At 69.6% G+C, this 13,074-nt stretch carries 9 protein-coding genes and 1 pseudogene; 1 reads left to right on the top strand and 9 read right to left on the bottom strand.

The window, feature by feature from the left end:
- Positions 1-5: 5 nt before the first annotated feature.
- The 6 genes from ACH54P_RS13850 to ACH54P_RS13825 all read right to left on the bottom strand — a co-directional run bounded on the left by ACH54P_RS13850 (position 6) and on the right by ACH54P_RS13825 (position 10,701).
- A complete protein-coding gene (locus tag ACH54P_RS13850) occupies positions 6-938 on the bottom strand; it encodes a VOC family protein (RefSeq protein WP_489912785.1) in 933 nt (310 codons plus the stop codon).
- A 15-nt stretch (positions 939-953) separates the two neighbouring features.
- Positions 954-2,720 carry an FAD-dependent monooxygenase gene (locus ACH54P_RS13845; protein WP_489912784.1) on the bottom strand — a complete coding sequence of 589 codons (1,767 nt, stop codon included), beginning with the start codon at positions 2,718-2,720 and terminating at the stop codon, positions 954-956.
- A gap of 719 nt (positions 2,721-3,439) precedes the next feature.
- Positions 3,440-7,795 (bottom strand): Hsp70 family protein, encoded by a 4,356-nt coding sequence (locus ACH54P_RS13840; RefSeq protein ID WP_489912783.1) that lies wholly within the window; start codon positions 7,793-7,795, stop codon positions 3,440-3,442.
- Complete coding sequence (locus tag ACH54P_RS13835; protein WP_489912782.1) at positions 7,792-8,580, bottom strand: FHA domain-containing protein; 789 nt, start codon at positions 8,578-8,580, stop codon at positions 7,792-7,794. The genes ACH54P_RS13840 and ACH54P_RS13835 overlap by 4 nt, the downstream gene beginning before the upstream one ends.
- Positions 8,581-8,867: 287 nt before the next feature.
- Positions 8,868-9,254: a hypothetical protein gene (locus ACH54P_RS13830; RefSeq protein ID WP_489912781.1), complete on the bottom strand. Its 387-nt coding sequence runs from the start codon at positions 9,252-9,254 to the stop codon at positions 8,868-8,870.
- A 730-nt stretch (positions 9,255-9,984) separates the two neighbouring features.
- The gene (locus ACH54P_RS13825; RefSeq protein WP_489916426.1) at positions 9,985-10,701 is read right to left on the bottom strand and encodes a flavodoxin family protein; all 717 of its coding nucleotides are present in this window, start codon (positions 10,699-10,701) and stop codon (positions 9,985-9,987) included.
- Between the two features lie 230 nt (positions 10,702-10,931).
- Between ACH54P_RS13825 and ACH54P_RS13820 the strand changes: the two genes are divergently transcribed.
- Entirely contained in the window at positions 10,932-12,167 is a 1,236-nt protein-coding gene (locus tag ACH54P_RS13820) for a bifunctional alpha/beta hydrolase/OsmC family protein (protein ID WP_489912780.1), read from the top strand.
- 23 nt (positions 12,168-12,190) lie between these two features.
- On the opposite strand, the gene ACH54P_RS13815 is transcribed toward ACH54P_RS13820, so the two are convergent.
- The 3 genes and pseudogenes from ACH54P_RS13815 to ACH54P_RS13805 all read right to left on the bottom strand — a co-directional run.
- Entirely contained in the window at positions 12,191-12,331 is a 141-nt protein-coding gene (locus tag ACH54P_RS13815) for a hypothetical protein (RefSeq protein WP_489912779.1), read from the bottom strand.
- Positions 12,332-12,468: 137 nt separating this feature from the next.
- Positions 12,469-12,627, bottom strand: a complete 159-nt coding sequence (locus ACH54P_RS13810) for a hypothetical protein (protein ID WP_489912778.1) — start codon at positions 12,625-12,627, stop codon at positions 12,469-12,471.
- Positions 12,628-12,755: 128 nt separating this feature from the next.
- A pseudogene (locus tag ACH54P_RS13805) lies at positions 12,756-13,052 on the bottom strand (hypothetical protein); the annotation flags it as partial.
- Positions 13,053-13,074: the final 22 nt, after the last annotated feature.

Genomic DNA, 13,074 nt, shown 5'->3' with positions numbered 1-13,074 from the left:
GGTGGTCAGCGGGGGCTGTGAGTGCCGGCCATCAGGGCCGCGAGGTCCTCGGGCGTGATGAACGACGGGGGCAGCGGCGGGCCCCAGTTGTAGATGCCACGAGCACCGTCCACGACGGACGGCTTCCACAGCGCGTCCTCGACGATGCAATCCAGGTCGCTGTAATACTCGGAAAAGTTGCCGGCGGGGTCCTTGAGGTACCAGAAGAAGTTCGACCCGATGTGGTGCCGTCCGAGTCCCCACACGTGCCGTTCGGGGTGGTCTTCGAGCATCGCGGTGGCGCCGCGCCCGACCTCGTCGACATCGTCGACCTCCCACGCCGTGTGGTGCAAGAAGTCGACCGGAGCCTTCTGGACCAGAATATTGTGGTGGTCGGTGGAGCAACGCAGGAAGCTCGCGAGGCTGGGCACGTGGTCGCTCGCCTTGAAGCCCAGCCCCTCGGTGAAGAACCGTTGAGTGGCGTCCTGATCGCGGGATCCGATCACGACGTGTCCGAGCTTGCGTGGGCGTACGCGCTGCTCCCGCTCGACTCCGGGAGCGCGCCCATTGGGCCGCGCCGGTCGGCCGGGACCGTTGTACGGGACCTGCTCCGCGGGTTTTTGGCTCAGCTGCGGGGCAATCTCCAAGACCACGGACAGGTTCGAGTGGGGATCGGCGACCTGCAACGAGGATTCGGCCCTTTTGCCGGCCACGTCGAGGGACGCCAGACTTGATTCCACTCGATCGAGGTCGTCGGGGTCGTTTACGCCGACCCCGAGTTCCACCAGCCTGCGCAGCGGAGAGTGGACGATCTTCAGTTGTTCCCCTCCGTCCTGGGTGGCGAACCGTGGCGATGTGCCGTCGCCGACGGGAGTGAGCCCGAAGTTTTCGTAGTATCGAGCTGTCTCGGCGACGTTCGGTACACCGAGCGTGATCGAAGTCAGGCGGTGCAGGCCCATTTGGTTTCTCCTCACTCAGAGGTGTGTGGCGGGGGCGGGGAGGCAGGCGATCTGCCGCACCACGGTGGTCAATACGTCGGCGGAGGTATCGTCGATCCGGTCGGAACGCCAGGCGACGTGGCGGTCCGGACGGACCAAAACGCACCCAGTGGTACCGATCTCGCGAACGGCGGCCCAGTCGCCGTAGGGGTCCAGAAGCTGCTCGCCACCGATCACGTGGACGTCGATGCCGATGCCGGTGTCCTCAGCGGCCTTCATCGCGGCAGCAGCCCACGCTTCCCCGCCCGGCCCGGTCAGCAGCGCGAACCGGGTTCCGGTCAGCAGATCCAGCGTGGACAGTGGAACCCCCGCCCGCTCCAGGCGAGCGTGCGGAACGCGCGCGCCCGGGCGGGTCGTGGCCCGGTAATACAGCTCAGGGTCCGGGTGCGGAGCCTCCGGTGTCTGTTCGGCGGCCAGGGCACCTTCTGCGTAGCGGTAGCCGAGTTCGATGCCGTGTGCATTGAACTGGTAATCGGTCAAGGCGACCGCTTCACGCAGCGCCGCGCGCCGCGCGTCCCCCTCGGGCCCTGCGTCGGCCAGCTTGTTCAGCTCGGCCCAGCCTTCCTCGGCCGACTGGCCTGGGCGGAAACCGAGAGCCTGGTCGACGGAGGCCATCTCATCGAGGCTGGTGATGGCTCGCCGGACACCTGCGGCGCCTACCGGCTGCCGCTCGGCCGAGTACGTCTTCAGGAGATCGGGCCCGGCGCTTCCCTCGAGCACGAGCGCGAGCTTCCACGCCAGGTTGAACGCGTCGGCCACCGACATGTTCAGGCCGAGCCCGTTCGTCGGTGGGTGCCGGTGCACGGCGTCGCCGAGGCAGAAGAAGCGGCCGGCGGAGTATCGGGGCGCCACCTGGGCGTTGACCTGCCAGCCGGCTACGCCGTTGATCTCGACGTCCAGGTCGGCGATTCCCACCGCGGCCCGCACGCGCTCTACCAGCTCGGCTTCGCCGAGGTCAGGGAGATAAAGGTCCGCCGGGTCGTAGGTGAACGCCAGCACGAATTCATCGAACGGTTTGTGACAAATCAGGGTACCCAGCCGCAGAGGCGGCAGCGGACCGGGCATGACGTTCCACACCAGCACGCCCGGACGATGAGCGAGGTAGGCGGACAGGTCGGCGCGAAACCAGATGTTGGCCGCCTGCGCCAGCCCGGCAGGCCCGTCCACCCGCAGACCGGCCTCAGTCAGCACGCGGCTGCGGGCGCCGTCCGCTCCGAGCACGTACTGCGAACGGATCACGAGTTTCTCGCCCGTCGCCTTTTCGATGATCGTGCTGGTGACACCGCTTTCATCGGCCACGGCCGATTCGAAGGTGTGTCCGAAGCGGATGTCCGCACCGGCTTGCCGCGCCGCTTCGAGCAGCAGTGGCTCGAACACCGTCTGCGGGCAGTTCGCCATGGGCACCGGGCTGGCTGCGGTGTATTCGCCGGCCCGTCGGGGGCTCGTGCCCCATGTCTGTGAGCGCGCGACTTCCCGGCCGGTGAGGCTGGTGACCCAGAGGTTGTTGCTCATCATCGCCTGCGGGGTGGCGACGGCGTGGAACTGCTCTTCGATGCCGAGATGTCGCAGGATCTCGACCGTCCTCTGGTTGACGATGTGGGCGCGCGGAGTGTGCGCGGTGCCGACGTGCCGCTCCACGAGAAGGTGGTCGACGCCGTAGCGGCGCAGGGCGAGCGAGGAAGTCAATCCGGCGGGTCCGGCTCCCACCACGAGCACCGGTACTTCGAACTCCCTGATGGACATGGGGCTTCTCCGATCTCCGGGGGCGGGAGACGTCTGCGTGACCGGTGGGCGCCTGGCCGCCCGGACCTCTGCCACGTTACCAACTGGATAGCGAGAAAAACACACCTTCGCGAGATTTAGATAAATATCGATAATTCGGCACGGCTCTGCGGCCGCACTGACGAAGTCGCTGCTCGTGGCTGCATCGGCCGCCAAGTCTCCGGACCACGCCGCCGGCGTGACTCGCGAAGCCGGCGGCCCGCGCTGCGTATCTGCGGGCTGTCGACGATTCGCGGTGAGGGCCCCGGCTCGACCTGCTGCAGCGATTTCGGGCGCCTTGGCCTCGGCTGGCAGGGGTGCTGGGGTTGAACCGGCTGTGCGGGGGCCGCGCCGGGCAGGGCACCGAACCAGCCGGGTGCCAACTGGCGGGGTGGTGGACACTGGCGCCCCGCTCGCTCGTCAGCAGCCGATTGCGCTCCGCTTTGGAGAGGCGGGACGGGCAGGAGGTGCTACGGAGGTTGCTCTTGGACTGTCGAAGAGGCGGTGCGGCACCTGACTATAGTAACTTGCGTTGTCAAGCAACTTGTTCGGGCAGGCGGCGGCCGCGAAGAGCTCGCTGGTAGCCGACGCGGCGAAGCACCAGGACGATGCTGATCGGTCTGCTGCAATCCTCGGGCTTCAAGCAACCTCGCCGTGACGTGCGCCGACAACGCCACCGGCTGACTCCGCCGCGGAATCTCTCACGGCCGGTCCGGGTCCGCCCTCGGCAGGAGAGGTTTGAGGGCGTCGATGCCGAGTACGCGCGCTGTGCCGGTTTCGGTCGACACCACGATGCCGATCACTTCACCGAGTTCGTCCAGCACCGGCCCGCCCACATCGGCCGTCGGACCCCGCACACCGACGTGAAACAGACGGGTGCCGGCCACCATGCCGAACCTGTCGACCAGGCCGGTGTCGCCGGCGGCAGTTCGCAGCAGGTCACCGACGCGCACGAGGGCGGGATATCCCAACGGCGGCGGGTTGGATTCCACCGGTTCGGCCAGCCGGAGCACGACCACGTCGTGTTCCGGCGAGGCCGGCAGGTCGATCCGGGTCACCTTTCGGGGGCCTTGTCCGGTGACGACGGTGTCCGCGCTGAGCCCCTTCCCGCCAGTGGCCACGAGCCGGTCCGAGGTCAGAAATCCCGCGTGGGAATTCGGGCCGACCTGGACCCGGACCAGCGAGGACGCCACCTGTCCGGGCCGGCCCGGCTCGGCCCGACGGAACCTCCTGTACCCGTCGACGTCGCCCGTCTCGGCGAGGCAGCGGGCGTACCGGCGGCGGTCTTCGGTGTCCGACGGCGGGGTGTCGAGCGCGGCCAAGGCCTGCCGGTAGTCGCCGGCCGCGTAGTGGGTTCGGAACCGGCGCAGTGGGTCGGGCTCGGCCAGTGCCAGCCGCACCAGGGCCGCGTTCCACCGGGCGATTTTCGTCGTCAGGGCGTGCAACCCGGCCATCCGGGCGGCCAATTCGTCAGTCAGCCGCGTGGTTTCGACGAAATCGGCGTCGAGCGCGCCACCGGGCCGGTCGAGGTGGTTCAGTGCCGCGACGGCGGCCTCGCGCACCGACTCCCGTGCGCGGCGCAGGTCCAGTTCGGTCTGGCCGGCTTGGCCGAACATCTCGACGAGCAGCCGGGTGTCGGTGTCGGCGGCGCCGGACACCGGGACGTGACTGCCCTGGCGGTGCCGGAACTCCTGCCAGGCTGCGGCGCTGTCATCATCCATTGTGGACGCGGCCAGATCGCGCAGCCGATCGCGGAGGCCGGCGAGGTCTCGCTGCCGCTGTTCGGCTTCGCGCTGCCGTTCGTAGCTGCGGGAGAGTTCGGCTACCTCCCTCGGCGAAAGCAGGGTGGTGTCGGCGATCCGGATCGAATTGGCCTGGCCCGTGGCCCGGTCCCGCGCGGTCACCGAGAGCACGCAGCTGGCGTCGATTTCGAACGTGACGTCGATCTTCGGCACGCCCTTTTCGGCAGGTGGAATCCCGGACAGCTGGAACTGGCCGATCTTCGACTCGTGGTCGAGACCACCGTTGAAGATCTCGATGCGCACCACGGACTGGTTGTCATCGTGGGTGGTGAACACATCCGAGCGCTGCACCGGGATGGTCGTGTTGCACGGCACGAGTTCGGACAGGCTCTCGCGGTCGTGCTCGTCGTGCACCCGGATCCCCAGCGACAGCGGCGTCACGTCGAGCAGCACGATGTCGTCGAGCGAGCCGTCGCGCATCGCGCCGAGGAGCGCGGCGCCGCCGGCCACTGCGGTCCGCGGATCGGACACCACGGTGCGGCGCAGCCCGAACGCCTGTTCCACCGTTTCCCGCACCAGCGGCGAGAACATCGGGCGGCCGACCAGTACCAGGTGCTCGGGACGGGTGGTGGCCGACGAGCCGAACCCCGCGCAGATCTCGTGCAGATGCCTCAGCTGTCCGGTTAGGATGTCGGCCAGCTCGGCGCGGGTCAGCTCCAGGCGAACGTCGCCGTCGCCGAGGCCGCGTAGTTCGTACTCGGCGTGTTCTCGCGCGGATAGGTCGACTTTCAAGCGCTCCGCGGCGATCGCCAGGCGCCGCCACACCGAACCGCTCACGGCCACGGGGACGCCGAGCCGTTCCAGGCGGCCCGCCAAAGCCGTGGTGATCGCGGCGTCGAAGTCTTGCCCGCCGAAGCGACTGTCCCCGCCCACCTGCCGCACGTCGTAGACGTTCTCGCCGACGTCCAGCAGGCTCAGATCCAACGTGCCCGCGCCGAGGTCGACGACGGCGATCGCGCCGCCGAGCTGCCGTTCGCGCACGGCGGTGATGCACGCGGCCGTCGGCTCGTGGATCAGCCGGACGAGGTCGACCCCGGCGATGCGGCAGGCCGCGCGGGTGGCGGCCTTCTGGTTGTTGGTGAAGTAGGCCGGAATGGTCACGACCACCCGCCGCCGCTCCAGCCGCAAGTCATGGTTCTGCTCGGCCCACGCCAGCCACTCCGGACGCACCCCGCCGAGCTCGTCGGAGGCCAGGTCCGCGACGCGCTCGCGCACCCGGTCCGCCAGGAAGGTCTCGACCAGGCTGCGAGCGTGCCGGACGAGGCGGGCGGCGACCTCTTCCGGGCGGAAGGTGCGGTCGCGGACCTTGAAGACCGTGCCGCGGCCCATCTTCCGCTTGGCGGCGTCGATGTGGCCGACCAGCCACGGCACGAGCGTTTCCTCGCCGTGCAGGCCGACCAGTTCGTTGCCGTCGCGGTCCAGGCTTACCGTCGAGGCGAAGTGCACCTCGCCCTTCCACGGGCAGAACACCGGTTGCCGCGTCTCGGTGTCGTAGACGGCCGCGGCGCAGGTCGTGGTGCCGAGGTCGAACCCCCAGATGCCGCTGTAGCGCGCGTCGACGTCCGCGCGGGCCTGGGCGACCCACGCCTGCGCGCGCTGTTCGAACCGGACCCGTTCCCGCGCGCCGAGCGCATCGAGAGCCTCGGCGACCCGCGTGGTCAGGTCCGGCGGCACCAGGCCGTCCTCGACGAGTTCGCGCAGCACGTCCGCGGACGGGGACGCGGCGCCGCGCGCCTCGACCGCCGTGAGGCAGTGCCGCACGAGTTCGTCGTGGTCACCGGTCTTGCGCAGGCATTCGGCCAGCCGGACGTCATCGGCCGCGCCGTCGCCGAGCAGGCGCACGAGGCAGCCCGCCGCGGCGGCGAACCAGCCGGCCTCCAGGTACAGCGGGACGGCTCGCTCCAGCTGCCCGGCGCGGTCGTACAGCCCGGCCGCGCCGGCCGGGTCGCCGCCGGCCCGGCACGCCTCGGCGCGGGCGGCGAGCGCGTCGGGCGTGTCGTCGTCGCGCAGCACCTGGACCGCCTCGCCGAACCGGCCGGCGCACAGGAACAGCTGGTGAGCTCGGAAGAACTCGCCACCGTCTTCGGCTCGGGCGGCCGCCAGGGCGTGTTCTCCCGCTGCCTCCTCCACCCGGCTCCACGCCCGCATGGCGTCCCGCCGGTCGCCGCCGTGGCGCAGGAGCTCGCCGAAGTGCCGGCGCGTCACGCCGAGCAGGATGGCACGCAGATCGGCCAGCCCCGCCCGGTGCCGGGCGTACCCGCCGTGGTCGAGCACCTGCTGCAGCTGCCGGGCGGCCTCGGTGAACTCCTCCGCCTCGATCAGCAGGTGGACACCGGCCATGAAGCGGTCCACGAGCCCGTCGTACCGCTCGTCCTGGCCGGGCGGGCACGTCACGAGGGCCTCGGCGAACCGGCCGAGTTCCTCGTGGCATCGGCTCACCCCGTCGGCCCGGCCGGCTTCTTCGTAAGCGGGCAATGCCTCCGCGTACCGGCCGGCGTTTGCCAGGAGGTCCGCCCGGTGCCCGGCCAACGCCGTGATGGCGTCGCGCTCGCCTCGTTCGCGCGCCAAGTCCAGCCCGCTCGCCACGTCGTCGATCTCGGTACTGGTCAGGCAAGCGTCCATGGCCTCCCGTTCCTGCTCGGGGGTACCGGCCAGGCGGACAGCGGCCGCCCCGTGCCCGAGGAACCGCCGGACCTCGAACAGCTCCGGAACCAGATCCGGCGGCAGGTGCTCGAAGAACAGGCGCCACATCTGCTCGTCCTGGGCGAAGTCCCGCGACGTATAGCCGTGCAGGACCCGGGTCACGACGTCGCGGTCGAGCACGTCCAGCGCCCGCCACCGATCGAAGGCGCGCACGATCGACGCGGCGTCCGCGAGGAGTTCAGTCAGCCGGTCCCGGGCGCGCAGCTGCGGTGCCGACAGGCCCAGCCGCGTCGCGACCTCGAGCACGACCGTCGCCGCGTGGCGGTCCGAGCAGGTGAGCCAAGGCTCGTCGGCCGCGGTCAGCGGGTAGCGCTTCGGCGGGATCTGGTGGTCATATCGCAGGAAGAGTTGTTCGGCTTGCGCGGTGTCCAGGCGCAATGCCAGTCGCAAGGCGGTGCCGTAGGCGCGGATCGCCCGATCGGACGGCGGGGCGGCGGGTGGTTCGGGAAACGCCGCGGAGAGCCGTGCCGCGGCTCGCGCCAGCCGTCTCGCCGGGCCGCCGCCGAGCAGGTCGCGAAGCTTGCCGTGCCGGGAAATGCTCGCTTCCCTCATCCGAGGAACGGCGTTTCGGGCAGTTCGAGCCATTCCAGGTCCATCGGCACCAGCGTCGTCGAGAGCACCAGTTCCCGTAGCAGGTTCACGGTCAGGGTCAGCCCCACCGGCTCCCCCACCTCCTCGCGCCGCAGCCCGTGCACCCCGGCGTCGGAAAGCCGTTGCCGGACCCGGGAAACGAGGTGCTCGACCCGCTTGACCGTCCAGTTCTCGTGGGGCCGCCGTTCGGCGAGCTCGGCGGCCGCCTGCTGCCGGGACAGCGGCAGCGGCTGGGGGTCGTAGCCGAGGTAACGCTGCCCGAGCACCGCCAGCACGAGGTGCTCCTCCGGGGACAGCCGCCAGCGTTTCGGCGGCGCCGTCGGGTGCGTCGGGCGGCGCGTGGCGACGCCCGCCTCGCCGTCGGACACGAGCAGCTCGAGCACGTGCTCGCGGGTGCCGCGCAGGAACAGCGCGGTGTAGCCGTCGGCCAGCGGCAGCGGTTCGCTGTCGCGGTGCAGCAGGACGCTGTCGGACAGCCGGATCGGCGAGCGGCCGGTGTTGCTGAGCCACCAGCGGTCCCGTTCGCGCACGAGCTGCCCGTGGACCCGGCTGATCCGCACGTCCTCCTCGCCGACGCAGACGTCGACCTCCAGCCGGTTGCGCCCGAAGGTCACCCGGCTCCCGGGCGAGGGCGGCACGGCCACGCCGCCGGTGACGGTGAGCGCGCTCAGCGTGCCCGGCACGGTCCCGGCCACGCCGTGGCGCAGGCTGCGCCGGCGGTGCGGGTCGAGGCGTTCGGTGGTCACGGCCACCTCCGTTCGATGCGTCTCTCCGATCATCGTCGGTCGTCACTTCCGAAGATCGATTGTCCGGCGAGCAGGGCCGTTCGCGCTGCGAGGGACGATCGGTACCACGCCCACCGCGCTCAGGACGGCGACGAAGGCGTTCTCGATCTGGGTCGCGGTGCTCGGCCAGTAGCCGGGCGTTTCGCACAAGGTCCCGTCGCAAACCTCCGGGGGTGGGCCGGCACAGCCGCTGACGAGCAGGACGACGGCGGGGACGGACATGCGGAGCCGGAACCCGGCAGGATTCTTCACCGGAAAGTCTCCTCAACGGCCTGGCCGGAACGACGTGCCCCCGCGGCCACCAGCACCATCACTCCGATGGCCACCAGAATGGCGATCACGGCCTGGGGGAATCCCGTGATCACACTGATCAACGCACTTACGGCGCCCACTGCCTCCATGAACAACGCCAGGTTGCGCGCCCACTGACGTCGCGTCAGGAACGTGGCGGCGAGTGCGACGAGTGCGACGATCAAGGGATTGACCACGATGACGAACCACACCGAACCCGCGACGTCCTGGTTGTGGTCAAGTCGCGCACTGATGGTCAGCAGCTGCACGACCCAGATCCCGAGTGAGGCGACGGCCTGCGCGAACATGACCACCTGCGCGATCCTGAGCTGCTTCGCGGTCATCATTCGCTCCTTTCGCGACAACTCTCATGCACGCTAGTAGCGCGTCGAGGGGACCGGTCCCGAGGCTCTCCGCAGTTGACCGTAAGCAGGTGACTACACCTGGTCGTGCGTTATCCGGGTGGCCGCATCGAGCCCACATCCAGAAGGCGCCATGATCATCGCTGCATCCAGCCGGCCTGCGGTCCCGTCCCTGCGGTCCCAGGAGTGGAACCGCTGATGATCCATACCCCGGTTAGCAGAGCCGCAGCCGGCTGGGGGTGGCCGGCAGCGCCGCGGCCAGATCCGTATCCCACATGGGCAAACCGGACAGACCCAGTTGTGTATCCGGGCGCTCTCCGACTCCTCGCTGGTGCCGACACACGCCACGCCACGGGCGCCAGCAGCGAGTTCCGTCGCGGAAGCCCTCGAGCACGGTGTGAGGCCGAGGCAGAAACCCCCTCACCGGCGGCTGTCAGCCGGACTTATGCCCTAACCCGAGATACATCCCACTGGGAGGGGAGAACTAGCCCTCGAAGCCTGGCGGAAGCCGAAGCTCGCGAAGGTGCCCAGAGCGCCTGCGAGTGCCTGCTTCCGCCCCTCGGGGTCACCGAGTGCGGCTTGGTACTCACTGTCCGGACTGTACGGAGGGAAACTCGCTGATAAGGGATGAGATCCGACCGATGGCGAACTCAGCCAGACTGGTTCTCACGCCCCGTCGGACCTGCTTGTCGTCCCGGCCCCGGGGCCGGTTTCAGCGGTACTCGGGGTTGGCGAAGTCGAACCGGCTGCCGGCGTCCCAGCGGGCGCGCTGGTTGCCGTGGGCGGGGATGCCGCCTGCGTTCTTGAGCATCCTGGCTGTGTGCATCAGGTTCCACGTCATGAATGTGGTGTTGCGGTTGGTGAAGTCGTTCTCCGGGCCGCCGGAGCCGGGCTCCAGGTAGGACGGTCCCGGGCCGGCTTCGCCGATCCAGCCGGCATCGGCCTGGGGTGGGATGGTGTACCCGAGGTGCTGGAGGCTGTAGAGGATGTTCATCGCGCAGTGCTTGACGCCATCTTCGTTGCCGGTGATCAGGCAACCGCCCGCACGGCCGTAGTAGGCGTACTGCCCGGCCTCGTTGAGCAGGTGAGAGCAGGCGTAGAGGCGCTCGATCACCTTCTTCGTCTCGGAACTGTTGTCACCCAGCCAGATCGGGCCGCAGAGCACGAGGATGTCGGCGGCGAGGACCTTCTGGTAGACGGCGGGCCATTCGTCGGACTCCGCGCCGTGCTCGGTCATGTCGGGCCAGACGCCGACGGCGATGTCGCGGTCGATCGTGCGGATCACCTCGACCTCGACGCCGTGCTTCTCCATGATCTGCCGGCTGATGGTGATCAGTCCCTCGGTGTTGCTCGCCTCGGGAGACCTTTTCAGCGTGCCGTTGAGGAACAGTGCTTTGAAGCCATCGAAACGCAGATCGACGGTGGACATGGAGTTCTCCGTTTTCGCGGGGCGGTGTCGTCGAGTGAAACTAGCCCGGCTGATGGGTGCGCCGATCGATGCGGGCGAGTTCGTCATGGGCGCGTAAGACTTCACTGCAGTCCGCGTCGGCCGAAGTGCTGACGAAATTCTTACCGGCTCCCCAGGTCGCGGAGTCTGTGTGTCCAGCCCCGTAGCTTGGTTGCATCCAGGAGATCTGTTCCGACGAAAGGAAACGGGCGATGCGGAGCAGGAAGATCGAGTTCCCCGGATCGCAGGGGGTGCCGCTCGCCGCCCGGCTGGAGCTGCCTGAGGGTGAGCCGCGGGCCTACGCGCTGTTCGCGCACTGTTTCACCTGTGGCAAGGACGTGGTGGCGGCAGCGCGGATATCGCGCGCGCTGGCGGGATTCGGGATCGCGGTGCTGCGGTTCGACTTCACCGGTCTCGGCGGATCCGGCGGAGACTTCGGCAACACCGGTTTCACGTCCAACGTCGAGGATCTGTGGCGCGCTGGGGAGTACCTCCGCGCGAACTTCGCTCCCGCGTCCATCCTCATCGGACACTCACTGGGCGGGGCAGCGGTGCTCGCCGCGGCACACCGGATGCCCGAGGCACGGGCGGTGGTGACCATCGCCGCTCCGGCCGAGCCCGGGCACGTGCTCGGGCTGCTGGACGGCAGCCGGGCCGAGATCGAGCGGCGCGGGGAGGCAGACGTCGTCCTCGCCGGCCGGACGTTCCGCATCCGGAAGGAGTTCCTCGACGACATTGCCGCGCAGCAGCAGGCCGAGCGAGTCGCGAAGCTCGATGCGGCTCTGCTGGTGCTGCATTCGCCGGGGGACGAGCTCGTCGGGATCGACAACGCGCGGAGGATCTTCGACACCGCCCGACATCCCAAGTCGTACATCGCGCTCGATGGCGCCGATCACCTCCTGACCAGGCGGGCGGACGCCGATTACGTGGCCACAGTGCTCGCGGCCTGGGCCGGCCGCTACGCCCTCGCTCCGGAGGACGTACCGGAGGTGACCGCCGAAGGCGAGGTCGTGGTGTCGGAGAACGGCGGAGGTTCGCTGGCCCGACGGATCATGGCGGGCCGGCACGTCCTCACGGCGGACGAACCCGTTCCCGTCGGCGGCGACAGCGGCCCCGCGCCGTACGAGCTGTTGCTTGCCGCGCTCGGGGCCTGCACGTCGATGACGGTGCGGATGTACGCCGAGCGCAAGCGGTGGCCCCTCGAACGCGTCACGGTAAGGCTGCGGCACTCCCGGATCCACGCGAGCGACTGCGCGGACTGCGAGACCCGCGACGGCCGGCTCGAGAGGATCGACCGCGTGATCCGGCTCGACGGCGCGCTGGACCGCGACCAGCGGCAGCGGCTGCTCGAGATCGCCGACCGGTGCCCGGTGCACCGGACCTTGCACTCGGAGATCGACGTCAGGACCACCGAGGTCACCCCGCCGGACGCGTCCACCGGGAAATGACCTCATCGAGCGGGTGGCCCGGGTCAGGCCGGCTGGATCAGCTCGCTCACGTTGTCTTCGGGCCCGGCCCGATCGCTGCTGCTGATCCTGACCCGGCGGCTCTCGCTCACCGGCCGCGAGGCCACCGGCTTGGCGTCGAGGGCCACATCGACCTCGCTAGGCATTGGCTCGACAACACGGCCCACCCGGCGCCGACCTTGTGATCTTCACCCGTCGCCGGGCCTCCTCCGGTTTCGCGCCGGGATCTCCACACGACACGAAGACAACGATCAGCGTGCCCAGCTGCCGCCCGTCGGATCGGTTACCCGGCTTCGGGGTCCGGGAGATCGGCCACGTGCGCCCGCAGCCAGCGCTCGGAGGTGTCCACGTGCATCAGGGCGGCCGCGGTGGCCACGGCGGGGTCGCGGCCGGCCAGTGCGTCGTAGAACGCTTTGTGCTGGGACAGGGTCTCGTGCGGCACGCCCCGGTCGACGGTGCCGCGCCAGATCCTCGCTCAAAGTGTCTGGGAGGAGATGCCGTCGAGCAGGGCGTGAGTGTTTCGTTTCCGGCGGTGGTGACCACTGCGCGGTGGAAGGCGGCGTCGAGCACGGTGAGGCGTTCGACGTCCTCGACGGCTTCCTGCATCGCGTCGAAGAGTTCGGCGACGGTGGTGAGCCGGGCGTCGGTGATCCGGGTCGCGGCGAGGCCGGTGGCGGCGGGCTCCAGGAGCCGCCCGCGGCGACCGGGCGTAGGCGGCGCGGTTCGTCTCTCCGGCCGGAAAGCCTCACCGGCAGATGTGTCGAGAGCGGGACGGGTGACGCCCGTGGGAGGTCCGTCAGTGCCCGGCCCGCTCTGCGGTCCGCGGCCGAGAGCCCTTGCTGCTCCGGCTGGTCGAGGTTCTGGCAAGCGTTGACAAGCTTGTGCAAGT

The sequence above is a fragment of the Amycolatopsis sp. N2S4-7 genome, assembly GCF_058119595.1.
Note: the sequence above shows the minus strand (reverse complement) of the source record. Positions and strands in the feature narration are given on the sequence as shown.

Bases quoted from the DNA above. Each gene is read 5' to 3' on its own strand.
- ACH54P_RS13820 (WP_489912780.1), top strand. From the start codon at position 10,932: ATGCGGAGCAGGAAGATCGAGTTCCCCGGATCGCAGGGGGTGCCGCTC.
- ACH54P_RS13845 (WP_489912784.1), bottom strand. From the start codon at position 2,720: ATGTCCATCAGGGAGTTCGAAGTACCGGTGCTCGTGGTGGGAGCCGGA.
- ACH54P_RS13840 (WP_489912783.1), bottom strand. From the start codon at position 7,795: ATGAGGGAAGCGAGCATTTCCCGGCACGGCAAGCTTCGCGACCTGCTC.
- ACH54P_RS13850 (WP_489912785.1), bottom strand. From the start codon at position 938: ATGGGCCTGCACCGCCTGACTTCGATCACGCTCGGTGTACCGAACGTC.
- ACH54P_RS13830 (WP_489912781.1), bottom strand. From the start codon at position 9,254: ATGACCGCGAAGCAGCTCAGGATCGCGCAGGTGGTCATGTTCGCGCAG.
- ACH54P_RS13815 (WP_489912779.1), bottom strand. From the start codon at position 12,331: ATGCCTAGCGAGGTCGATGTGGCCCTCGACGCCAAGCCGGTGGCCTCG.
- ACH54P_RS13825 (WP_489916426.1), bottom strand. From the start codon at position 10,701: ATGTCCACCGTCGATCTGCGTTTCGATGGCTTCAAAGCACTGTTCCTC.